Raw genomic sequence first — 23787 nt, 5'->3', positions numbered from 1 at the left:
CTGCTCTGTCACGCCCTTGATTCCTGCCAGTTGCAACAAGTGTGATCACGGCTTAAAATCTGTGATCACAGCCAGAAAATTCGTGATCACAAAGCGCGGATTTTCGCCTTATATCCCGGATGCGGGGCGGATAGGATTGGCCAGGCCGGATGATCCGTGCCAGAACTGCGCCAGATCATCACCGAATACGGGAATACGGCCCCATGAACATCCACGAATATCAGGCCAAGGCACTTCTCCGGTCCTATGGCATCCCGGTTTCCGATGGGCGTGTCGTCCTGAAAGCGGAAGACGCCAAGACCGCCGCAGGCGAGCTGGACGGGCCGCTCTGGGTCGTGAAGTCGCAGATCCATGCCGGCGGGCGCGGCAAGGGCAAATTCGTGGAGCCGGAAGCCGGCGACAAGGGCGGTGTGCGCCTTGCGAAATCGGTGGAAGAAGCCGCTGAATTCGCGCGTCAGATGCTGGGCCGCACGCTGGTCACGATCCAGACCGGCCCGGCCGGCAAACAGGTCAACCGCATCTATATCGAAGACGGTTCTGACATCGAGCGCGAGCTGTATCTTGCGCTGCTGATCGACCGCCAGACCTCGCGCATTTCGATCGTGGCCTCGACCGAAGGCGGCATGGATATCGAAGAGGTCGCGCATTCGACCCCGGAAAAAATCCACACCATCACCGTCGATCCGGCCACCGGACTGCAGGATTTCCACGGCCGCCGCGTCGCCTTCGCGCTTGGCCTGAAGGGCGCCCAGGTCAAGCAGGCCGTCGGCATCGTGAAGAACCTCTATAAGCTCTTCATCGACAAAGACATGGATATGCTCGAGATCAACCCGCTGGTCGTGATGACCGACGGCAATCTCAAGCTGCTTGATGCCAAGATGGGCTTTGACGGCAATGCGATCTACCGCCATGCCGATATCGCCGCGCTGCGCGACGAATCCGAGGAAGATCCGAAAGAGCTTGAGGCGTCGAAATTCGACCTGAACTATATCGCGCTGGATGGCGAAATCGGCTGCATGGTGAATGGCGCAGGCCTTGCCATGGCGACGATGGACATCATCAAGCTTTACGGCGCGGAACCGGCGAACTTCCTCGATGTCGGCGGCGGCGCCACCAAAGAGAAAGTGACCGAGGCCTTCAAGATCATCACCTCGGATCCGAACGTCAAAGGCATCCTTGTGAATATCTTCGGCGGCATCATGCGCTGCGACATCATCGCCGAGGGCGTGATCGCGGCTGTGAAGGAAGTCGGGCTGAAGGTGCCGCTGGTTGTGCGTCTTGAAGGCACCAATGTCGATCTCGGCAAGAAGATCATCAATGACAGCGGTCTCAATGTGATCGCCGCCGATGATCTGTCGGATGCCGCAGAAAAGATCGTCAAGGCTGTCAAAGGCTGATCCCGATGCGCGTGATGGCCCGTAACCTTGCCCTTTGCGCCGCGGCCTGCGCCGGCGCCCCGGCTTTCGCCGGGGCCACGCTGGACGCATCGCTGGGCAAAATGGGCTCGGGCCATCCGGGCGAGGAACGCGACGCGGCCTATGCCGCCTGTATCCTTTATGGTCGCGACCAGGCCAGGCTGATCGCCGGTTTCGACAAGGCGGGCTGGGAACGGCAGGACCATGAGGATGAGGGCAGCTGGTCTTACAGCCCTCCGGGCCAGGCTGAGACACTCTGGGTGATGCTTTATGCGGATCACCCCTCTTGCAGCGTCGTGGATCTGACGACCGGCACCGGGGTCGTCGGCGCGCTTGTCGGGGAAATGCTTGCGGCTGATGCGTTCACCGTCACGCCCGGCGCGCCCGGAGCAGAGGGCGAATGCGGCAAGGACAGGGTGACATCCGCCCTGCCCGGATCCCCTCTGACGCTTCAGGTGATCTCCGGCGAGGATTATTCCGACTGCAACTCGGACAGCGCGTCTGTCGTCATAATCGACCTGGAGGAATGAGCCCCGCCATGATCCGCTGTCTCCTCGCTTTCACACTGCTTCTCGCCCCGGTGGCCCGGCCTGCACTGGCCGAAAACACGGCGCCCGCTGCGGCGCTCGCGACCTCTCAGGGCGAGGATCTTTTGCAGGCCGCCTATGCCACCTGCCTCTCGCTTGGCGGCGCCGGCAATCAGGCGACCGAGGCATTCCGGGCTGCGGGCTGGGATGTCGCAACCGATGACGAGGCCGGTTTCTCTGAAATCGCCGGGCCCGAAGAAATCTATGCCCTGACCTGGAGCGATGGCGGCTATTGCCTCGTGCAATCCGAAACCATCGGTTCTGACCGGGCGGCGGCGCTTTTGTCAGCGGTGATCGCAGCGGCGGGGCAGACGGCAGTGGAAGAAACAGGCGAAGACGGCTGTCTCTCGTTCGACCTGCAGGAGGATGGCCTGCGGGCCGAGGTCACCTCTTCGGGCAACGACCCCGTCTGTACGCCTGCGGAGACCAGTGGCGTGAGTTTCATGTGGGCCCAGACCGAATAGCGGCCCTGCGGGTAAGGACCCGCAGAATGCGTTTACAGTAAGGAAGCAATCAGATGCGCATCAGACTGACCGTGCCTGCTCTCGTTCTTCTGTCCGCCCTTGCGGCGTGCAGCGGCGGTTACGCGACGCCGGAGAACGACCCCATCACCGTCTGCCAGGAGCAGGCCGAGATGGCAAAGGCTGGCCGTGTCGACGGGCGCGAGATCATCATCACCTGCCCGACCCGCGACAGCCGCACGGCCACAGGCAACAGCTATGATGCGAAATACCAAATGTATCAGGCGGGCAATGCCGCCATGATCGCGGTCGGCACCGCAAAGTAATCCCGGCCTCAGGCGGGTCGGGCAAAGGCGAAGAACATGCGTCATCCTGGCCCGTCCAGGCCGACATCTGCAAAAAGTTACCTTCAAGGAGGCCCGGATGGCCGTTCTGATCAACAATACCACCAAGGTCATCTGCCAGGGCATCACCGGCTCGCAGGGCACCTTCCACACCGAGCAGGCGATTGCCTATGGCACGAAAATGGTCGGCGGTGTGACCCCGGGCAAAGGTGGATCAAGCCATCTCGGCCTGCCGGTTTTCGACTCGGTGCATGATGCGGTCGAAAAGACCGGCGCCGATGCAACCGTGATCTATGTGCCGCCGCCCTTCGCAGCAGATTCGATCCTCGAGGCCATCGATGCCGAGATCCCGCTGATCGTCGCGATCACCGAGGGCATCCCGGTTCTCGACATGATGAAGGTCAAGCGCGCGCTGATTAATTCAAAATCGCGCCTGATCGGGCCGAACTGCCCCGGCGTCATGACGCCGTCGCAATGCAAAATCGGCATCATGCCCGGGAATATCTTCTCGGTCGGCTCGGTCGGTGTTGTTTCGCGTTCGGGCACGCTTACCTATGAAGCGGTGAAGCAGACCACCGATGTCGGCCTCGGCCAGTCTTCGGCTGTCGGCATCGGCGGCGACCCGATCAAGGGCACCGAGCATATTGATGTTTTGGAAATGTTCCTCGCGGATCCTGAGACCCATTCGATCATCATGATCGGCGAAATCGGCGGCTCTGCCGAGGAAGAGGCTGCGCAATTCCTGGCAGACGAGAAGAAAAAAGGCCGCTGGAAGCCGACCGCCGGCTTCATCGCGGGGCGCACCGCCCCTCCGGGCCGCCGCATGGGCCATGCCGGTGCCATCGTGGCAGGCGGCAAGGGCGATGCGGAATCGAAAATCGAAGCCATGCTGAGCGCAGGCATCGTGGTGGCAGACAGCCCCGCAACGCTGGGCGAAGCCGTGCTGAAAGCGATCAAGGGCTGAGTGACGTGGCCATCTGGCGACAGACCTTCCTGACACTGCCCGGGGTGGCGCTTTTCAGCGCCGCCCTTACGGCGTCTGATATCAGTGCCGCAGAAATTGCCTTTGGGGATATCGCACCTCTGGGCAAACCTTGCGTCATGATCAGCGACAGCGCCGAGGCCTATGCTGCCGCGCTGCGTCGGGAAGGCTGGTCAGATGCCGATGGGGACAATCGCGCCCGCGCGCAGCGGCAGATTATCGAAAAGATGCGCGTCTCGGCCTTCCTGAACGGTGCGTCCATGACCACGGATGCCTATGAAAAACTGTTCGGCGAGAACAGCGATCTGACGGGATTGGCCTTTCAGGGCGATCGCTTCCCTCCCTACTTCGAGGATGCTGTTTTTCTCATGCGCGGCGATGACGCCGCCGCGGTTTTCGTGACCGAAACGGCCGATACGGTTGCCGCCTCGTGCTTATTCGCGGGAACCGCAATTCAGGACATCTCAGACAGGCTTTCCCAGGCCGATGCGGGGCCAGGCCCGGCGCCCGCCTGGTCGGCTTTCATTCATGCTGTCGATGTTTTCATGCTCGATGAGAAAACCCCGGTTTTCTTTGACTGGAATGAACTGCCGCGCCCCGAGGGCGCAACCGCGACAGCGAAGGGCAATCTGACGCTGCTCGTATTCACCAGCTTTCCAAAACCCGCCGGGGCGTAGCTGTCATGCCCCGTTGTCACCCCTTGTTGTCCCTGGGATCGAGGATCCTGCCATGACCGACCAGTCTCCGACCGCTGCCTTCAACGCCTCGTCCTTCCTCGACGGGGCCAATGCCGATTATGTCGACCAGCTTCAGGCGCGTTATGCGGCTGACCCGAATTCGGTCGATGCCGCCTGGGCGGAATTCTTCCGCGCGCTTGGTGACAGCGAGGCCGATGCGAGAAAGGCCGCCGCCGGCCCGTCCTGGGCGCGCGCCGACTGGCCGCCGCAGCCGGTGGACGATCTGACCGCCGCGCTGACCGGCGAATGGCCGGCGCCTCAGGCGAAAGACGCGAATGCTGCGGGATCAAAAATCGCGGCCAAGGCGCAGGATCAGGGCGTCAATCTGACCGAGGCCCAGTTGCAACGCGCCGTGATCGACTCGATCCGCGCGCTGATGATCATCCGCGCCTACCGGATCCGCGGCCACCTCGCCGCCGATCTCGACCCGCTGAACATGCGCGATGAGAGCAACCATCCCGAGCTTGACCCGGCCTCTTACGGGTTCTCCGAGGCTGATCTCGACCGCCCGATCTTCCTCGACAATGTGCTCGGGCTGACCCATGCCTCGATGCGCCAGATCACCGACATCCTGAAACGCACCTATTGTGGCACTTTCGCGCTGCAATACATGCATATCTCGAACCCAGAGGAATCGGCCTGGCTGAAAGAGCGGATCGAGGGTTACGGCAAAGAAATCGCCTTCACCCGCGAGGGCCGCCGCGCCATCCTCAATAAGCTGGTCGAGGCCGAGGGCTATGAGAAATTCCTCCATGTGAAATATATGGGGACCAAGCGCTTCGGCCTTGATGGCGGCGAGGCGCTGATCCCCGCGATGGAGCAGATCATCAAGCGCGGTGGTCAGCTGGGTGTGAAAGACATTGTCATCGGCATGCCGCATCGGGGACGTCTGAACATTCTCGCCAATGTGCTGGCGAAACCCTACCGCGCCATCTTCAACGAATTCCAGGGCGGCAGCTTCAAGCCCGAAGATGTCGACGGCTCGGGCGATGTGAAATATCACCTCGGTGCCTCCTCGGACCGGACGTTTGACGGCAACACCGTCCACCTCTCGCTGACCGCGAACCCCTCGCACCTGGAGGCCGTGAACCCGGTCGTCCTCGGCAAGGTCCGCGCCAAGCAAGACCAGCTGAATGATGTGGCAGAACGTGTGGCCGTGCTGCCGATCCTCCTCCATGGCGACGCGGCTTTCGCGGGCCAGGGCGTGGTGGCGGAATGCCTCCAACTTTCCGGTATCCGTGGCCACCGCACCGGCGGCTGTATCCATATTATCGTGAACAACCAGATCGGGTTTACCACGGCGCCGCATTTCTCGCGCACCTCGCCCTATCCGACCGATATCGCGCTGATGGTCGAGGCGCCGATCTTCCACGTCAACGGGGATGACCCCGAGGCCGTGGTCCATGCCGCGCGCATCGCGACCGAATTCCGCCAGAAGTTCCACAAGGACGTGGTTCTGGACATCTTCTGCTACCGCCGCTTTGGTCACAACGAAGGCGACGAGCCGATGTTCACCAACCCGGCGATGTATAAAAACATCCGCAAACAGAAGACCACTTTGCAGCTTTATACCGAGCGGCTGGTGAAAGACGGCCTCATCCCCGAGGGTGAGATCGAGGATATGAAAGCCGCCTTCCAGGCCCATCTGAATGAAGAATTCGAGGCCGGTAAGGAGTATAAGCCCAACAAGGCCGACTGGCTGGACGGGCGCTGGAAATCCATGAGCCGGCCTGGTGCCGACAATTACCAGCGCGGCGAGACCTGGATCAAACCCGAGACCTTCCAGGAGATCGGCACAGCGCTGACCCGCCTGCCCGAGGGCTTTGACGCCCATAAGACGATCACGCGCCTGTTCGAGGCCAAGAAGAAGATGTTCGAGACCGGCGAGGGCTTTGACTGGGCCACCGCCGAGGCGCTTGCCTTTGGCTCGCTCCAGGTCGAGGGCTTCCCGGTCCGGCTTTCGGGTCAGGATTGTACCCGCGGCACCTTCTCGCAGCGCCATTCCGGCATCGTCGATCAGACGACCGAAGAGCGTCACTACCCGCTGAACCATATCCGCGCTGGCCAGGCCCGCTATGAGGTCATCGACTCGATGCTCTCGGAATATGCGGTCCTGGGCTTTGAATATGGGTACTCGCTGTCAGAGCCGAACGCCCTGACGCTCTGGGAGGCGCAATTCGGCGATTTCGCCAATGGCGCGCAGATCATGTTCGACCAGTTCGTAAATTCGGGCGAATCGAAATGGCTGCGGATGTCGGGCCTTGTGGTGCTCTTGCCGCATGGGTTCGAGGGCCAGGGGCCGGAACACTCCTCCGCGCGTCTGGAACGCTTCCTCCAGCTTTCGGCCGAGGAAAACTGGATCGTCGCGAACTGCACCACGCCCGCGAACTATTTCCACATCCTGCGCCGCCAGCTGCATCGCGATTTCAGAAAGCCGCTGATCCTGATGACGCCGAAATCGCTGCTGCGTCATCCGATGGCGATCTCGAAGGCCGAAGATTTCACCGATGGCTCGACCTTCCACCGCGTCCTCTGGGATGACGCGCAGAAGGGCAATTCGGAAACGAAACTGCAGGCCGATGACAAGATCCGCCGCGTGGTGATCTCGTCGGGCAAGGTCTATTATGACCTGCTCGCGGAACGCGATGCGCGCGGTCTTGATGACGTCTATCTGCTGCGCCTGGAACAGATCTACCCGGTCCCGACCGTGGCCCTGCAGATCGAACTGGCACGTTTCGCCAATGCCGATTTCGTCTGGTGCCAGGAAGAGCCGAAGAACCAGGGCGCCTGGTCCTTTATCGAGCCGGAGCTGGAGCAGCTGCTGACCCGCGTGCGCGGCACCACGACCCGCGTGTCCTATGCGGGCCGCGTGGCCTCGGCCTCGCCCGCGACCGGTCTGGCCTCCCGCCACAAAGCCGAACAGACCGCTCTGGTCGCCGCCGCGCTTGCTGAATGAGTTTCCCCCCGCGCGGGCCGCGCGCGGGGAAATCGAAATCTGACTGATGCCCGCCAGACCCCGGGGGCTAAGGAGTTGAGAAGATGACTGACGTAATGGTCCCCGCACTCGGCGAATCCGTGTCCGAGGCAACCGTTTCCACCTGGTTCAAAAAGGTCGGTGACACGGTGGCCCAGGACGAGATGCTTTGCGAACTCGAAACCGACAAGGTTTCGGTCGAGGTGCCCTCGCCCGTCGCCGGCGTTCTGGTCGAGATCATCGCCCAGGAAGGTGAAACCGTCGCCGCCAATGCCCGTCTCGCCATCGTAAGCGAAGGCGCAGCTGGTGCCGCGCCCGCAGCACCTGCCGCCAAAGTCGAGGCCCCGAAAACCGCAGCTGCCGCCCCGGCCGGCAAGGATGTCGAAGATGCGCCCTCGGCCAAGAAGGCCATGGCCGAAGCCGGGCTCACCCGCGACCAGGTCCAGGCCTCCGGCAAGGATGGCCGCGTGATGAAAGAAGACGTGGCACGTGCCGTGGCCGGTGCCCCGGGGGCTGCCGCTGCCGCTGTCGCGCCTGCCCCGACCCCCGCCGCGATCCCGCGCGCGCCTGTGCCCGCCGATGACGCCGCCCGTGAAGAGCGCGTCAAGATGACCCGCCTGCGCCAGACCATCGCGCGCCGCCTGAAAGACGCGCAGAACACCGCCGCCATGCTGACCACCTATAATGAGGTGGATATGTCGGGGATCATGCAGCTGCGGAACGAATACAAGGATCAGTTCGAGAAGAAGCACGGCGTCAAGCTTGGCTTCATGTCCTTCTTCGTCAAGGCCTGCACCCATGCGCTGAAAGAAGTGCCCGAGGTCAATGCCGAGATCGACGGCACCGATGTCGTCTACAAAAACTACGTCCATATGGGCGTGGCGGTCGGGACGCCCTCTGGTCTCGTGGTGCCGGTGGTGCGCGACGCCGATCAGATGGGCTTTGCCGCGATCGAGAAAAAGATCGCCGAGCTTGGCCTGCGTGCCCGTGACGGCAAGCTGACCATGGCAGAGATGCAGGGCGGCTCTTTCACCATCTCGAATGGCGGCGTCTATGGCTCGCTGATGTCCTCGCCGATCCTGAACCCGCCGCAATCCGGGATCCTCGGTATGCATAAGATCCAGGACCGCCCGGTCGTGGTCGGCGGCCAGATCGTGATCCGCCCGATGATGTATCTGGCGCTGAGCTATGATCACCGCATCGTCGACGGCAAAGGCGCCGTGACCTTCCTCGTCCGCGTCAAAGAGGCGCTGGAAGACCCGCGCCGTCTGCTGATGGATCTCTGATCCGGGCCAGGCTCCGCATAATCCTCTTGCGGCGGGCGGAACCGATCCCGGCTCTGCCCGCTATACCTGAGCACGTTCGGCACAACGCCGTCATTTTCGGGAATGGAGATCAAGAATGGAACAAGTCCTCGTCCGCACCGGCCTTGCGAGCTTTTCCGGGCATGACCCTGCCTTCGGTGATACCGGGCTGACCCAGTTGCAGATCTGGGCAGGCAATGATGGCAGCCGCCTTTTCCTGTTTTCGGTCAATGATCCCACCGCCGCCCGGGAATGGCTCAAGGCGCAGCAGGCGCTTGGCCATGTCACCTCGGCAGAATTCATCAGGACAGCATGATGGCACCCGAACTCAGCGCCCTGACATGTGCCGTGCTGCTGCAGGTTGTGGCCATCGGTATTGCCGGGGCGCAGATGAACCGCGAACTCGGGCCGCGCTACAATGCCGGCCCGCGCGATCAGCCGGTGGACATGTCGCCGCTGCTGGGACGGTTGCGCCGCGCGGTCACAAACGGGTTCGAGGGGCTGGCGATGTTCGCGCCTGTGGTGCTCATCCTGGTGCTGGCGGGCAAGACCTCGCCGCTGACCGCCACCGCCGCCTGGATCTATGTCGCCGCCCGCATCCTCTATATCCCGGCTTACGGGCTTGGCCTTGCGCCCTGGCGCTCGCTCATCTGGCTGGCCGGCCTGATTGCCACGCTTACGCTTGCCGGGGTCGCCCTGTTCGGCCCCGCCCCTTTGTGAAAGCGCATCCATGCAGGAAGTCGCCTCCCCCCCGTTCCTCTTTTTCTTCGGAAGCTCTGACCCGGTCTCGCTGATCGCCCTGCTGATCCAGATCCTGGCCTGACTTTCACCCGCCTACAAATATCTCCGGGGCGCGAGGATCGTTTGCGCCACCGGTTCAGGTAAACCGATGTTCGCCTGGGGCAGGCAGCCCCGGCTTTCCGCCAGCACAAGGAAACCACCTATGGCAGATTTCGACGTTATCGTGATCGGCGGCGGCCCAGGCGGCTATGTGGCCGCGATCCATGCCGCACAACTTGGCCTGAAAACCGCCTGTGTCGAAGGGCGCGAAACCCTTGGCGGCACCTGCCTGAACATCGGCTGCATTCCGTCGAAAGCGCTGTTGAATGCCACCCATCAGCTGCACGAAGTTCATGAGAACTTTGAGAAAATGGGCCTGATGGGCGCCAATCCCAAAGTCGACTGGGAACGGATGCTGCGCTACAAGGATGACGTGGTGACCGGAAATACGAAGGGGATCGAATTCCTCTTCAAAAAGAACAAGATCACCTGGCTGAAGGGCTGGGGCTCGATCCCTGCCGCCGGTCAGGTCAAGGTCGGCGATGAAACCCATAACGCGAAAAACATCATCATCGCCACCGGCTCGGTGCCCTCCGTTCTGCCGGGCATCACCATCGACGAACAGGTCATTGTCACCTCGACCGGCGCGCTTGCGCTGCCGAAGATCCCGAAGAGCATGGTCGTGATCGGCGCCGGCGTCATCGGGCTGGAAATGGGCTCGGTCTATGCCCGTCTCGGCGCCGAAGTGACCGTGGTCGAATATCTCGACGCGATCACGCCCGGCATGGATGCCGAAGTTGCGAAAAGCTTCCAGAAGATCCTAACGAAACAAGGGTTCAAATTCGTGCTCGGCGCCGCCGTCCAGGTGGTGGAGCGCACGAAGAAAGGCGCGAAAGTCGCCTGGAAACTGAAGAAGGACGATTCGGCCGGCGAGATCGAGGCCGATGTCGTCCTCGTCGCCACCGGGCGTAAACCCTTTACCGACGGGCTGGGCCTCGAAGCCCTCGGCGTCGAGATGCTGCCGCGCGGTCAGATCAAAGTCGATGACCACTGGCAGACCTCGGTCCCGGGCATCTATGCCATTGGCGACGCGGTGCCGGGCCCGATGCTCGCCCATAAAGCCGAGGATGAGGGCATGGCGGTCGCCGAGGTTATCGCCGGCAAGGCGGGCCATGTGAATTACGGCGTGATCCCCGGCGTTGTCTATTCGACCCCCGAAGTCGCCAGCGTGGGCAAAACCGAAGAGCAGCTGAAAGAAGAAGGCCGCGCTTATAAAGTGGGCAAGTTCCCCTTCATGGGCAATGCCCGCGCCAAGGCCGTGTTCCAGGCCGATGGTTTCGTCAAGCTGCTGGCCGATAAGGAAACCGATCGCATTCTCGGCTGCCATATCATCGGGCCGGGCGCCGGCGATCTGATCCATGAAGTCTGTGTCGCGATGGAATTCGGCGCCTCGGCGCAGGATCTGGCGCTGACCTGCCACGCCCACCCGACCTATTCGGAAGCCGTGCGCGAAGCGGCGCTGGCCTGCGGTCTTGGCGCGATCCACGCCTGACCCCTCACTTCTGCGCAGATGATAAAGGGCGGGTGCATGGCACCCGCCCTTTTTCTTTTGCCCGGGCCGATCCGTGGCTTCCGGTCAGTGACCGGTATGATCCTCGGCCTCTTTCGGTTCGTCGATCGAGAATTCCACCTCGATCCGGCCAGCCCGTTCAAAGACGAGGGTGCCGGGAACCATTTCGCCTTTTTTCAGGCTCTGCTTCAGCCCCATGAACATGATGTGATAGCCGCCGCGTTCCAGCGCGACGGTCTCACCGGCGGGGATTTCCAGCACCGGCACATGGTTCATCGTGGTGACGCCATTCGCATCCAGCTCTGTCACATGCAGTTCGGTCTTTTCGGCCAGATCGCTTTCGACCCCGATCAGCCGGTCGGGTTCGGTCCCGGTATTGGTGATCCTGAGAAAGCCCCCCGCAGTTTTCGCCACAGCGGGCGGGGTCGGGATATAGGGGTGCCCGATTTCAAGATCGCCGCCCTTGAAGCCATGTGCGAAAGCCGCGCCCGAGATCATGATTGCAGCCAGAGCCGCGCTGAGAATTTTCATCATTCTGTTCCGTTTTCCATCAGAGGGGTGACCGGCATCTGCCGGTGGCAAGAAATCCGCTCTCAGATGGATGGGGGGCCGCGCGCCTCGGGGACCGACCAGGCGAACGCTGCGCGAATGGGGGCCGGAGGCACCGGCTCCAGCGCCAGAACAAAGCGATAGGTGATTTCTGACAGACCCGCCGGCGGCTCGGGCACCGTGGCCGTATCGCTCAGCCGGCACAGCGGACAGTCGCCCGGCGCGAAGATACCATCGCCGCAAAGCTCGTTGAGATTGCCGCCCGCCATAATGAAATTGCGCATGGCGAGATCATCGCCCGCCGGCACCTTATGCGCATAGGCCGTTACCGTCATGGCAAGAACCATGAGGCAGGCGGTCACCGCCCCGGTCAGCTTCTGAATAAGGTCCCGAGTCATCGGGCGGCAAGATGCCCGATCCGCAAGGGCCTGGCAATGCGGCAGCTTACCCCGGGGGGAAGGTTTCTGCCCTTACCAGCCAAGCGCCTTGCGCAGCATATTGGCCGCGACGAAGATCAGGAAGACCGCGAAAATGCGTTTCAGCGGCTTGGGGTCCATCGCATGGGCCAGCTTCACCCCATAGCTGGTGGTGACCATGGTGATGCCGATCACCACGACGAAGGCCGGCAGGTTCACCGCGCCGAGCGTCAGCGGCGGGCGCGTGGCCGGGTCCAGCGGCATGAGCAGGAACCCGATCACCGACGGCACCGCGATGGTGATGCCAAAGCCCGAAGCCGTCGCCACCGCGCGGTGGATCGGCACCCCGTAAAGCGTCATCAGCGGCACGCCAAAGGATCCGCCGCCAATCCCCATCAGCACGGACAAAAAGCCCAGCACCGAGGATTGCACGGCACGCACCGGCCCGGTCGGCATCGTATCGGCGATGCGCCAGCTTTGCCTGCCAAAGGCCATGTAAAGCCCTACGACCATTCCCAGCACGCCGAAAATCGCCTGAAGCGCGTCTGATCGCATCTGGCTTGCTGCCAGCATTCCAAGGATCGCGCCGATCACAATCCCCGGCGCCCAGGTCTTCAGCACCTCCCAGTCGACAGCACCCTTGCGGTTATGCGCCATGACCGAACGGATCGAGGTGAAGATGATCGTCGCCAGCGAGGTCGCGAGGCAGACCTGCATGACCTGCGGCCCGCCATAGCCAAGCGCGGTGAAGACGTAAAAGAAGGCCGGCACCAGCACGATGCCGCCACCAACGCCCAGAAGCCCGGCAATGATCCCGGCAAGCGCGCCGACCACGAACAAAAGCGCCACCAGCGGCAACAGGGTTGCAAGATCGGGGATCACGGGCGCCTCCTCATGATTATGCGCCCTGCATAGGTCACCGCGCCGGCAGAGAAAAGCCCGTGCAGATCTTCGCGCCGTTCAGACAAGACGCAGCGTGAGATCCCCGATGCCGTCGATATGGGCCACCAGCAGATCACCGCGCCCCACCGCTCCGACACCTGCAGGGGTGCCGGTCATGATGATGTCGCCGGGGCGAAGGGTGAAGAACCGCGACAGCACGGCGATGATTTCCGGCACTTTCCAGATCATCTGGTTCAGATCGCCCTCCTGCCGGCGGTCACCATTCACGGCAAGCGTGATGGCGCCGGATACCGGGTGACCGACCAGGGACACTGGCACCAGCGGTCCGCAGGGCGCAGAGTTTTCAAAGCTTTTCGCGATCTCCCAGGGGCGGCCGAGTTTTTTTGCCTCGGACTGGAGGTCGCGGCGCGTCATGTCGAGGCCGATACCATAGCCCCAGACATGATCCGGCGCCGCGCTTTCAGGTATATCCCGCCCCCCTTTGGACAGTGCCACCACCAGCTCGACCTCGTGATGCAGATCGCTGGTCGCAGCGGGGTAAGGCATCGTATCCCCGGTCAGGATGCTGTCCGCACTTTTGAGGAAGAAGAACGGCGGCTCACGATCCGGGTCATGGCCCATCTCGACAGCATGGGCGGCATAATTGCGCCCGATGCAGAAAATGCGCCCGACCGGAAAGCGCTCATCCGTTCCCAGGACCGGCAGGCCCGGCTGCGGCGGCGGTGTGATCACCCAACGGGCGGCTTCTTGTGAATCGGGCATCCGGGCGGGCTCCTCACAACCGTTTCAGCCATTTTCAGGCCCGGTCGGGATTTGCACAAGCCCCTCTGCGCCGTCTCTTGTGATCACATTCTGGCGCAAGGCGCGCGCCGGTTATGGCAATCAGGCCCTCACGGGCCTTACCGGCCCCGCAAAACCGGCGAAAATACGGAAAAATCAGCCTTTGCTGCGGTTGCACAGTTGCACCGGCGGCAACTGTCGCCCAGAAGAGGCACAGAGTTGAATTGCCCCTTGCAGGGCAGCGCCGGCGCGGGGTCGTCAGGGCTGCATCCAAGGCACGGGGCCCCGGCATTGACCGCCCCATTCAGCCCCGGGCGGATGACGTGAATCGCTAACGGAGGATCAGCCGACCATGGCCGACAAGGGAATGCCCGCAATCGTTTACACCAAAGTGGATGAGGCACCGGAACTCGCCTCATACTCGCTGCTGCCGATCGTCCAGCGTTTTGCGAAAGCGGCCGGGATCTCGGTTGCGACCCGTGACATTTCGCTGGCGGGCCGCATCATCTCGGCCTTCCCGGAACGTCTGACCGCGGCACAGAAACAGGCCGATGATCTTGCGGGTCTGGGCGAATGGGTGAAGACGCCCGAGGCCAATGTGATCAAGCTGCCGAATGTGTCGGCCTCGGTGCCGCAGCTGGTGGCGGCGATCAAGGAACTGCAGGGCCAGGGCTACGCCCTGCCGGATTACCCGGCGGAACCCGCGACGGCTGAGGAAAAAGAGATCCGCGCGCGCTACGATGCGATCAAGGGCTCGGCCGTGAACCCGGTGTTGCGCGAAGGAAATTCCGACCGCCGCGCCGCGAAAGCGGTGAAGAATTACGCCAAAGCGCATCCGCATTCGATGGGCAAATGGGCGGCGGACAGCAAAACCCGCGTGGCTGCGATGTCGGGCGGCGATTTCTTCTCGAACGAGACCTCGGTCACCCTGAGCGCTGCACAGGCCGGCCCCGTGAAGATCGAGCTCTCTGGCGCATCGGGCAAGGTCACTGTGCTGAAAGAAGGCGACAGCCTGCCCGAAGGCACCGTGGTGGACGCGACCTTCATGTCGGCGAAAGCGCTGGATGCGTTTCTGGCGGATGAGATCGAAAAGACCAAAGCCGAAGGCATCCTGTTCTCGGTCCATCTGAAAGCCACGATGATGAAGGTGTCGGACCCGATCATCTTCGGCCATGTGGTGAAGGCCTGGCTGAAACCGGTTTACGAGAAACACCCGGACCTGGCCGGTCTCGACGCGAATGGCGGGCTTGGCAGCCTGCTCGCACAGATCAGGTCGCTGCCGGATGGCGCGGCGATCCTCGCCGATATCGATGCGACCATGGCGGCGCGCCCGCCGCTTTACATGGTGAATTCGGATAAGGGCATCACCAACCTGCATGTGCCCTCGGATGTGATCATCGACGCCTCGATGCCGGCGCTTTTGCGCGCGGGCGGCAAGGGCTGGGGTCCGGATGGCAAAGAGGCAGATACGGTCTGCGTGATCCCGGATACGTCTTACGCCCCCGTCTATGATGAAAGCGTGAAATATTTCATCGAGACCGGCGCGCTGGATCCTGCGACCGCAGGCACGGTGCAGAATATCGGTCTGATGGCGCAAAAGGCCGAGGAATATGGCTCGCACCCGACCACCTTCGAAATCCCCGAGGATGGCACCGTCCGCGTCATCGCGGCGAATGGCGATGTGCTGCACGAGCATAAGGTGGAAAAGGGCGATATCTGGCGCCTGTGTTCGACCCGCAAAGCCGCGATCCTCGACTGGGTGCAGCTGGCCATCGACCGCCAGCGGCTCGAAGGCTGCCAGGCGATCTTCTGGCTGGATGAGGCCCGCGCCCATGACCGGGAACTGCTGGCCTATGTCCGCCCGATCCTGAAGGATAAAGGCGTCGAGGCGAAATTCCAGGTTCTGGCACCGCGCGAGGCAACCCGGCTTTCGTTCGAGACCATCCGTGCGGGCAAAGATTCGATCGCGATCACCGGCAATGTGCTGCGTGACTACCTGACCGACCTCTTCCCGATCCTGGAACTGGGCACCTCGGCCAAGATGCTTTCCATCGTGAAACTGATGCAGGGCGGCGGCATGTTCGAGACCGGCGCCGGCGGTTCGGCCCCGAAACATGTGCAGCAGCTGATGGAGGAAAACCACCTCCGCTGGGACAGCCTCGGTGAATTCTGCGCACTTGGCGAAAGCCTCAGCTTCCTCGCGGAAGCGACCGGCAATGAGAAGGCGCGCGTCCTTGGCGCAGCCGTGGATCAGGCGACCCAGGGCATCCTGGACCATGACCGCAGCCCGGGCCGCAAGGCCGGCCAGCCCGACAATCGCGACAGCCATTTCTGGTTCGCACTTTATTGGGCCGACGCGCTGGCGAAACAGAATTCCGACGCCGAACTGGCTGCGGAATTCGCCCCCATCGCGAAAGCCCTGTCCGAAGGCGAGGCCACCATCACCGCCGAACTGCGCGCTGATCGTGGCAAGCCGGTTGATCTTGGCGGCTATTATCATGGCGATGCCGCAAAAACCGCTGCTGTGATGCGCCCATCCAGGACGTTGAACGCAATCATCGACTGAGATCGCTGACGTCACCCGAAAACACCGCTGGCACCCCATCCGGGTGTCAGCGGTTTTCTTTTGCGCGCCGCCGACCGCCAGGGGCGGGGGCTGAATGGGGCTTTCATCCTTCGGGAGGCAGGGAAATTTTCTGAACGGAGGTGCCGTCACCGGCAGTGAGACCGACGGGGCGCTAAACGTCGTGAAACATGCAACTGGCGGCACGGGCGCGGCAGCAATGACCTGCCGCGCGACAATCTGACCACCGAACCCCCTGCCGCTGCGGCCTTCCAGGCCGGCACGACTAATGGCGCTGCCCCATAGCGACGTCGTGATCTTCTGATCTTGCTTGATCCCGGTGGCGGCGGCGCGCAGATACTCCCCTGACGGAAATCAGGAGAAAGCCGGATGGACAGGGTGCTGACGGAATTGCAGGCCGCGATAGGCGCGGCCTATGTGCTGACCGGCGACGACACGCGCAAATATGCCGATGACTGGATGGGCCATTACCACGGCACACCGGTCGCGGTGCTACGGCCCGGCTCCACCGCAGAAGTGGCAGCCTGCCTGCGCGTGGCGGCAGAGGCCGGGGTGACTGTGGTCCCGGTCGGCGGCAATACCGGCCTTGTCGGCGGCACGATGGCTGTGGGCGGCGTGATGATCAGCCTTGACCGGATGAACCGCATCCGCGAGCTGCGCGCGGGCGCGCGCCTTGTGATCGCCGAGGCCGGCGTTATCCTGCAAAAGATCCATGAGGCCGCCGAGGCGGAAGGGCTTTACTTCCCGCTCTGGTTCGGCGCGCGCGGCTCGGCGATGCTTGGCGGCGCGCTGTCGACCAATGCAGGCGGCTCAAACGTGCTGCGCTATGGCTCGACGCGCGGGCTTTGTCTCGGGATTGAGGTGGTGCTGGCCGATGGCCGGGTGCTGAACCTGATGAGCGAGCTGCATAAAGACAATTCCGGCTATGATCTGAAACAGCTGTTCATCGGCGCCGAGGGCACTCTGGGCATCATTACGGCCGCGGTGATGAAGCTGGTCCCGGCGCCCCGCGCCCATGCCACCGCCGTCGTGGCGGCAGACAGCCTGCCAAAGGCGCTTGGTTTGCTCAATCGGATGCAGGAGGCGACCGGCGGCCGCGTCGAGGCCTTTGAGCTGATGCCAGAGGATTATTCGCGCCAGCTGTCGAAAGCGCGCCCGGATCTCGGCCAGCCCTTCGCAACCATCCCCCCCGTGACGCTGCTGATCGAGGCCGCGACAACATCCGCCGAAGAGGCCGATCCGGGCCCTGATGGCCAGGTGCCCCTGGTCGCAAAGCTGGAATCTGTCCTGGGCGCGATGCTCGAAGAGGGGCTGATCGAAGACGCCATCATCGCGCAATCCGAGGCGCAGCGCATGGCGATCTGGGCCCGGCGTGAGGCCGCCGCCGAAATCTGCCACGGCCTCCACCCGTTTGTGGATACCGATATCTGCCTGCCGGTGGACCGGGTGGACACTTTCCTGACCGGCATCGTTGCCCGGCTTGAAGCGATCTCGCCCGGCGCGGGAACGATCACTGTCGGCCATCTGGGCGATGGCAATCTGCATTTCTCGGTCTATCCGGCGGCAGAGGGCCATGAGGATCAGGTGATGAACTGCATCGAGGACATGGTCGCAGAACTCGGCGGCTCCTTCTCGGCCGAACATGGCATCGGTCTTTCGAAACTGGCCTCGATGCGGCGCAGAAAGGATCCGGTGGCGCTGGATGTGATGCGGGCGGTGAAATCGGCGCTGGATCCTTCAGGGCTGATGAACCCCGGCAAGGTCATTCCCGCAAGGTAAACGGGGGCCAAGGCCCGCCGCCGTTACGCAAGTTTCACATCGGAGAGAACCCGATGTCACAAAAGCCCAATAGGTCCGCCTGAGGAAATCAGAGGCGGACCCTCATGCTGGAAGTAAAATCCGTTACCCGGATGTTTGGCCAGAAAGCGGCCGTGGACAATGTCAGTTTCCGCATCGACGGCCCGGGTTTTGTGGGCATCATCGGGCGGTCGGGGGCGGGTAAATCCACCTTCCTCAGGATGATGAACCGCCTGCTGGACGCGTCTTCGGGCGAGATCCTGGTTGATGGTCGCAATGTGCTGGCGCTGAAGGGTCGCGAGGCCCGCGCCTGGCAAAGCCAGTGCGCGATGATCTTCCAGCAGTTCAATCTGGTGCCGCGCATGGATGTGGCCTCGAATGTGCTGCATGGCATCCTGAACCGCCGTTCGTCCTTGCAGACTTTGTTCAACATCTGGTCGCGAACCGATATCCTGAAAGCGCTGGAAATCCTCGACCGGCTCGGAATCCAGGAACAGGCCCCGAAACGCGCCGAAGCGCTGTCCGGCGGCCAGCAGCAACGCGTCGCGATTGCCCGCGCGCTGATGCAGGACCCGAAAATCATCCTCGCCGACGAACCAATCGCGTCTTTGGACCCGATGAACGCTCAGGTCGTGATGGATACGCTGAAAGCGATCAATGTCGAAGACGGCCGCATGGTGATCGCGAACCTGCACACGCTCGACACCGCCCGCCGTTACTGTGACCGGGTGATCGGGATGCGCGATGGCCGCGTGGTGTTCGACGGCACGCCTGACCAGCTTTCGACCGGCGTGGCGCGTGACATTTACGGCGCGGATGAAAGCTTCAACGAAGCTGCGACCTCGACCGCAATCCCGTCTGACACCGGCGCCGACCGCTCTTACGCCGACACGCTGATGTCGTAACCCATTCCCCGGACGCGCCCGCGTGCCGGGGTTTTTCTTTACCCCTCCATGGAGAAGACCATGAAAAAGATCGCACTGGCTCTGGCCGTGACCACCGCCCTGACCGGCATGGCGCAGGCCCAGGAAATCAAACAGTTCAACCTCGGCATCCTCGGCGGCGAGAACGCACAGGACCGCATGACCTCGAACGAGTGCTACCGCGCCGCCATCGAAGAAGCGCTTGGCGTTCCGGTCAAAGTCTTCACCCCCGCCGATTATGACGGCGTGATCCAGGGCCTGCTTGGCGGCACCATCGACCTCGCCTGGATGGGCGCGAGCGGTTACGCCAAAGCCTATATCACCGACCCGGAATCGGTTGAGGCTGTTCTGACCAAGCAAAACATGGACGGATCGACCGGCTATTATTCGATCGCCTTTGCCCGCACCGATTCCGGCATCAAGACGCTCGAAGACGCCAAGGGCAAGAAATTCGCCTTTGCCGAGCCGAACTCGACCTCGGGCTACCTGGTTCCCGGCGCCGAAATGGTCGCAAAATTCGGCCCGCTGGAGCAGTATTTCTCGGAAGTCCGTTTCTCGGGCGGTCATGAGCAATCCATCGTCGGCGTCGCCAATGGCGATTTCGACGCCGCTGTCGCCTGGGCTGATGGCCTTGGCGAATGGGAAGACGGCTACAATTCGGGCGCCTTCCGCAAATCGGCCGATGCCGGCCTCGTCAATATGAACGACATCCAGGAAATCTGGCGCTCGGCCCTGATCCCCGAAGGCCCGATGGTCGTCCGCAAGGCCCTGCCCCAGGACGTCAAAGACAAGGTTATCAAGCTGACCGCCGACCTGCATGAGACCAACAAGGAATGCGCTTACGGCGTCGCCGCAGGCGAGGCGCTGGACTTCGTGCCGGTCACCCACGAGGCCTATATCGGCATCGTCGAAGCCCGCAAGCTGCAAGACAGCCAGTAATCTCACCTGATCCAAAGCCGGGCCTTCGCCAATCGAAGGCCCGGCCTCTTTTTACGCGGAGGCAGCATGGTCGATATCGCTTACGGGCCGGGAAACGGGTCTGGACCGGACCGAAAACCGGGCACCAGCCTGGACACAACCGAAGCCTATCTCGACATGGTCCGCCGCCGCCGTCTCTACAGCGGCATCATTCTGGCGCTGTTTGTTGCGCTGATGATCGCGGGCTTCCAGCTTGCCGAAAGCCGCAATGCGGGCGGGCTCATCAACGGCTTGCCGCAGATCTTCGCTTTCCCCTCCGAGGTGATTTCTGAAGCCTGGGAGAAACGCGCCAATATCCCCGGCCTCTTCCTGCAATTCCTGCCATCGCTGATGGAAACTGTGAATATCGCCGCCGTCTCGACCCTGATCGGCGGCCTCACGGCGGCGCTGCTGGCGCTGCTGGCCACGCGCGGCCTCGCCCGCTGGCCGCGCCTGACGCCCTTGTTCCGCCGAATGATGGACCTGACGCGCTCGATCCCCGAAATCGTGATCGCCCTGATGCTGATCTTCATCCTCGGCGGCGGCCCGGTGCCCGCAATGATCGCAATCAGCCTGCATACGGCGGGGGCCCTGGGGAAACTCTTCTCCGAAGTCGCTGAAAACGCCGATGTAAAACCGGTCGAGGGCCTGACCTCGGTCGGCGCGGGCTGGCTGCAACGGATGTGGCTCGGCGTCATTCCCCAGGTTGCGCCGAACTGGCTCAGCTACCTGATGCTGCGGTTCGAGATTAATGTCCGCGCCTCGGCGATCCTTGGCTTCGTCGGTTCCGGCGGCATCGGCTATGACCTGAAACTCGCCATGCAATGGGGCGCGGGGAAATATGACCAGGTGGTCGCGATTTTCCTTCTGCTGTTCCTCACCATCGTGCTGATCGACCAGGTCACCGATTTTTACCGCACCCGCCTCGTCCGGGGCGCGATCCAGAAGACGAGGGCCTGAGCCATGACCATCAGCCTGAATGTCCCGGCCACCCACACCACCGAATCCCTGATCGCCACATTCCGCAAACGGATGCGGATGTCTTTCATCGTCCCGGGGATCATCCTCGCCTATCTGACCTGGATCTTCTTTGCCTTCGACATCCCGGGCATCGCCGCGCGCGCCAAAACCGACAATGCCGCCATACTCCTGACCGATTTCTGGGCGCATAAAACCCATGTCACCCGCGACAATCGCAGCGGCGCGCTTTCAATCTCGAAGGATGGCGAAAACCGTGGTGCCTACCCACCCGGCCTGTTGCCCGACTGGGTCAGCGTCACCGATGGTGTCACCACCATCGACCTCGGCTCCGGCAATATCGTGACCTATGATGATCAGGGCGCGCGCTATGTCGTCCCCGGCTACGGCACCATCGACATCCGTCCCTCCGCCGATGGCCAGTCGCTCATCCTCGACGCGCCAGAGCCGCTGCCCTCCTGGATCAACGCCTCAGACCGGCTGATTACCGTCACCACCCCGGCGGGCCGCTTCAACTATTCGCGCTCCAAGGTCGAGACCTTCCGCTACCAGGCCGGCTGGGCGCTGTTTTTCTTCACCGCCGACAGCCCCTTCTTCCAGAAATCCCCCTGGGACCTCGCATCGCTCGCCTTCTCCGGTGACCGCATCGACCCGGCGCGGTCCAATATCAGCTATATGGCGTCAGAATTCTGGACTAACAAAATGTGGCACCATGGCGAGGTCGCCTGGGCCCTGTTCGAGACCCTGCTGATGGCCTTCATCGGCACCTTCCTCGCAGCCCTCGTGGCCCTGCCGCTGGCCTTCATGGCAGCGCGGAACTTCAACCCGCTGGGGCCGCTGCGCTTTGTGATGCGCCGCATCTTCGACTTCATCCGCGGCGTCGATGCGCTGATCTGGACCATCGTGCTGGCCCGCGCTTTCGGCCCCGGCCCGATGACCGGCGCCTTGGCGATCCTGATCACCGATACCGGCACCTTCGGCAAACTTTACTCCGAAGCCCTTGAAAACATCGACGAAAAGCAGGTCGAAGGCGTCCGCTCCACCGGCGCCACCACCCTGCAGCGCGCGCGGTTCGGCGTGCTGCCGCAGGTCACACCCGTCCTCATGTCGCAGGTGCTCTACCTCTTTGAGTCGAACACCCGCTCCGCCACCGTCATCGGCGCCATCACCGGCGGCGGCATCGGGCTCCTGCTCACCCAGGCCATCATCACCCAGAAAGACTGGGAGGATGTCGCCTATTACATGATCCTGATCGTGCTGATGGTCATGGCGCTCGACAGCCTCTCCGGCTGGATCCGCCGAAAACTGATCAAGGGCGAATAAGCCCCTTTCATCTGTCCATAAATATCCCCGCCGGAGGCTCCCCCATCAGCCAACCGGCGGACCACTCCCCTGAAAGCCCCGGAAAATGCCCCGCCTCTCGCCGATTGCGCCCTTCCTGCACCCCAACACCCATATCGCCAATTCCACCTTCGGCGCTTACTGCGAGGTCGGCGAAGGCACCCGCGTGTTGAACTCAACCTTCGAAGATTACGCCTATGCCGAACGCCTTTCCGACATCGCAAATACCACGGTCGGCAAATTCGCCAATATCGCCGCCCTGACCAGGATCGGCCCGACCGACCACCCTTTCGCCAATGCGGCGCAACACCATTTCCTCTACCGCTCCTCCTGGTATTTTGACGATGCCGAAGATGACCCGGACTTCTTCGCCGCCCGCGCCGCCCGCCGCACGGTGCTCGGTCCCGATTGCTGGATCGGCCATGGCGCCATCATCAAACCCGAGATCACCCTCGGCGCCGGTGCCATCGTCGCTTCGGGCGCGGTGGTGACCAAAGACGTCCCCCCATTCGCCATCGTCGGCGGCAGCCCGGCAAGACTGATCCGGATGCGCTTTTCCGACTCTGTGATCAACCGGCTCATGGCACTCGCCTGGTGGGACTGGGATCATTCCCGCCTGCGCGACGTCCTGCCCGACTTCCGCAAGCTCCCCGCCGAGGCTTTCCTTGAGAAATACGAGGGCTAAACCCCTTCCGGCGTTACCGTCAGCGTCACCCGGTCCCCCGCGAACCAGGTGATGCCGAACTCAACCGGCACCCCCGCCCCGTCCACATTGACGGAAGTCGTGCGCAGAACCGGCGCGCCTTCGGGGATCCGCAGCGCCAGCGCCACCATGGTGCTGGCGGCCCTGGCCGAGAGCCGCGTTGAGGCGCGGGTGTAATCCGCCACCCCCACCGCCGCCAACGCGCGCGTGATCGAGCTTTCGCCCTCAAAAGCCGCCGCGAGACCCGGCAGGCGCGCCACCGGGAAGACCGAGCGGAACACCGCAAGCGGTTGCCCATCGGCCGAGGAAAGCCCCTCAACCACAAGCACAGCATCCGCCGTCGCCAGCCCGAGCGCCTGCGCCTCCTTCGCATCCGAGGGCCGCGTCTCGCGCCGTGTCAGCTGTTTCGATGGCAGCCGCCCTCCCGATTCCATCGCCTGATGAAAGCGCACACGCCGCCCGAGCGGGTAATCCGTGGGCCGTCCCAGCACAAAAACCCCGGCACCGCGCCGCGCATGGACCAGGCCGCGTTCCGCCAGATCGGCCAGCGCATGGCGCACAGTATGGCGGTTGACGCCAAACCGGACCGACAGCTCCGCTTCGCTTGGCAACCGCGCGCCGATGGGAAAATGGCCCTGCGCGACTTCAGCCGCCAGTGTCCCGGCGATTCCCTTCCACAAAGCCGTGCGCGCCATTCCCTGC

22 protein-coding genes and 1 pseudogene are annotated in these 23787 nt (G+C 62.8%); 18 read left to right on the top strand and 5 right to left on the bottom strand.

Annotated features, from left to right (window positions below; all coding sequences use genetic code 11):
* Positions 1-203 precede the first annotated feature (203 nt).
* The 11 genes and pseudogenes from sucC (at position 204) to lpdA (ending at position 11136) form a co-directional block, all read left to right on the top strand.
* Complete coding sequence (gene sucC / locus BLW25_RS16300) at positions 204-1397, top strand: ADP-forming succinate--CoA ligase subunit beta (protein WP_092901045.1); 1194 nt, start codon at positions 204-206, stop codon at positions 1395-1397.
* 14 nt (positions 1398-1411) lie between these two features.
* Positions 1412-1945, top strand: a complete 534-nt coding sequence (locus BLW25_RS16295) for a hypothetical protein (RefSeq protein WP_143040529.1) — start codon at positions 1412-1414, stop codon at positions 1943-1945.
* Positions 1946-1953: 8 nt separating this feature from the next.
* Positions 1954-2466 (top strand): hypothetical protein, encoded by a 513-nt coding sequence (locus tag BLW25_RS16290; protein WP_092901039.1) that lies wholly within the window; start codon positions 1954-1956, stop codon positions 2464-2466.
* Between the two features lie 53 nt (positions 2467-2519).
* Entirely contained in the window at positions 2520-2789 is a 270-nt protein-coding gene (locus BLW25_RS16285) for a hypothetical protein (protein ID WP_092901036.1), read from the top strand.
* A gap of 97 nt (positions 2790-2886) precedes the next feature.
* Complete coding sequence (gene sucD / locus BLW25_RS16280) at positions 2887-3771, top strand: succinate--CoA ligase subunit alpha (protein ID WP_092901033.1); 885 nt, start codon at positions 2887-2889, stop codon at positions 3769-3771.
* Between the two features lie 5 nt (positions 3772-3776).
* Complete coding sequence (locus tag BLW25_RS16275) at positions 3777-4466, top strand: hypothetical protein (protein ID WP_092901030.1); 690 nt, start codon at positions 3777-3779, stop codon at positions 4464-4466.
* Between the two features lie 52 nt (positions 4467-4518).
* The gene (locus tag BLW25_RS16270; protein WP_092901027.1) at positions 4519-7482 is read left to right on the top strand and encodes a 2-oxoglutarate dehydrogenase E1 component; all 2964 of its coding nucleotides are present in this window, start codon (positions 4519-4521) and stop codon (positions 7480-7482) included.
* A gap of 71 nt (positions 7483-7553) precedes the next feature.
* Positions 7554-8786, top strand: a pseudogene (odhB, locus tag BLW25_RS16265) (2-oxoglutarate dehydrogenase complex dihydrolipoyllysine-residue succinyltransferase); the annotation flags it as partial.
* A gap of 115 nt (positions 8787-8901) precedes the next feature.
* Positions 8902-9120: a hypothetical protein gene (locus tag BLW25_RS16260; RefSeq protein WP_092901024.1), complete on the top strand. Its 219-nt coding sequence runs from the start codon at positions 8902-8904 to the stop codon at positions 9118-9120.
* Positions 9120-9524, top strand: coding sequence for an MAPEG family protein (locus BLW25_RS16255; protein WP_092901021.1), 405 nt, complete (start codon positions 9120-9122; stop codon positions 9522-9524). Before BLW25_RS16260 ends, BLW25_RS16255 begins: the two co-directional genes overlap by 1 nt.
* Before the next feature lie 223 nt (positions 9525-9747).
* Positions 9748-11136 carry a dihydrolipoyl dehydrogenase gene (gene lpdA / locus BLW25_RS16250; protein ID WP_092901018.1) on the top strand — a complete coding sequence of 463 codons (1389 nt, stop codon included), beginning with the start codon at positions 9748-9750 and terminating at the stop codon, positions 11134-11136.
* 84 nt (positions 11137-11220) lie between these two features.
* Here lpdA and BLW25_RS16245 read toward each other — a convergent pair whose 3' ends face one another.
* From BLW25_RS16245 to BLW25_RS16230, 4 genes are all read right to left on the bottom strand, one after another.
* On the bottom strand, positions 11221-11685 hold the full coding sequence (locus BLW25_RS16245) for a copper chaperone PCu(A)C (RefSeq protein ID WP_092901015.1): 465 nt from the start codon (positions 11683-11685) through the stop codon (positions 11221-11223).
* A 62-nt stretch (positions 11686-11747) separates the two neighbouring features.
* On the bottom strand, positions 11748-12101 hold the full coding sequence (locus tag BLW25_RS16240; RefSeq protein ID WP_092901012.1) for a hypothetical protein: 354 nt from the start codon (positions 12099-12101) through the stop codon (positions 11748-11750).
* Positions 12102-12173: 72 nt separating this feature from the next.
* Positions 12174-12998: a sulfite exporter TauE/SafE family protein gene (locus BLW25_RS16235; RefSeq protein ID WP_171909611.1), complete on the bottom strand. Its 825-nt coding sequence runs from the start codon at positions 12996-12998 to the stop codon at positions 12174-12176.
* Between the two features lie 81 nt (positions 12999-13079).
* Positions 13080-13784 (bottom strand): fumarylacetoacetate hydrolase family protein, encoded by a 705-nt coding sequence (locus BLW25_RS16230; protein ID WP_092901006.1) that lies wholly within the window; start codon positions 13782-13784, stop codon positions 13080-13082.
* A 370-nt stretch (positions 13785-14154) separates the two neighbouring features.
* Between BLW25_RS16230 and BLW25_RS16225 the strand changes: the two genes are divergently transcribed.
* From BLW25_RS16225 to BLW25_RS16195, 7 genes are all read left to right on the top strand, one after another.
* Entirely contained in the window at positions 14155-16368 is a 2214-nt protein-coding gene (locus BLW25_RS16225; RefSeq protein WP_092901003.1) for an NADP-dependent isocitrate dehydrogenase, read from the top strand.
* Between the two features lie 387 nt (positions 16369-16755).
* A complete protein-coding gene (locus BLW25_RS16220; protein WP_092901000.1) occupies positions 16756-18165 on the top strand; it encodes an FAD-binding oxidoreductase in 1410 nt (469 codons plus the stop codon).
* 104 nt (positions 18166-18269) lie between these two features.
* Positions 18270-19088 carry a phosphonate ABC transporter ATP-binding protein gene (phnC, locus tag BLW25_RS16215; RefSeq protein WP_092900997.1) on the top strand — a complete coding sequence of 273 codons (819 nt, stop codon included), beginning with the start codon at positions 18270-18272 and terminating at the stop codon, positions 19086-19088.
* A gap of 60 nt (positions 19089-19148) precedes the next feature.
* Positions 19149-20045, top strand: coding sequence for a phosphonate ABC transporter substrate-binding protein (gene phnD, locus BLW25_RS16210; RefSeq protein ID WP_092902191.1), 897 nt, complete (start codon positions 19149-19151; stop codon positions 20043-20045).
* Between the two features lie 156 nt (positions 20046-20201).
* Positions 20202-21023, top strand: a complete 822-nt coding sequence (gene phnE / locus BLW25_RS16205) for a phosphonate ABC transporter, permease protein PhnE (protein WP_253188562.1) — start codon at positions 20202-20204, stop codon at positions 21021-21023.
* A 3-nt stretch (positions 21024-21026) separates the two neighbouring features.
* Positions 21027-22364: a phosphonate ABC transporter, permease protein PhnE gene (phnE, locus tag BLW25_RS16200; RefSeq protein WP_092900992.1), complete on the top strand. Its 1338-nt coding sequence runs from the start codon at positions 21027-21029 to the stop codon at positions 22362-22364.
* Between the two features lie 85 nt (positions 22365-22449).
* On the top strand, positions 22450-23067 hold the full coding sequence (locus BLW25_RS16195; protein ID WP_092900989.1) for an LbetaH domain-containing protein: 618 nt from the start codon (positions 22450-22452) through the stop codon (positions 23065-23067).
* Here BLW25_RS16195 and phnF read toward each other — a convergent pair.
* The gene (gene phnF / locus BLW25_RS16190) at positions 23064-23780 is read right to left on the bottom strand and encodes a phosphonate metabolism transcriptional regulator PhnF (protein ID WP_092900986.1); all 717 of its coding nucleotides are present in this window, start codon (positions 23778-23780) and stop codon (positions 23064-23066) included. The genes BLW25_RS16195 and phnF overlap by 4 nt on opposite strands.
* Positions 23781-23787 lie beyond the last annotated feature (7 nt).

Origin of the sequence: Rhodobacter sp. 24-YEA-8, assembly GCF_900105075.1 — a bacterium.
Taxonomy (GTDB): Bacteria; Pseudomonadota; Alphaproteobacteria; order Rhodobacterales; family Rhodobacteraceae; genus Pseudogemmobacter.
Note: the sequence above shows the minus strand (reverse complement) of the source record. Positions and strands in the feature narration are given on the sequence as shown.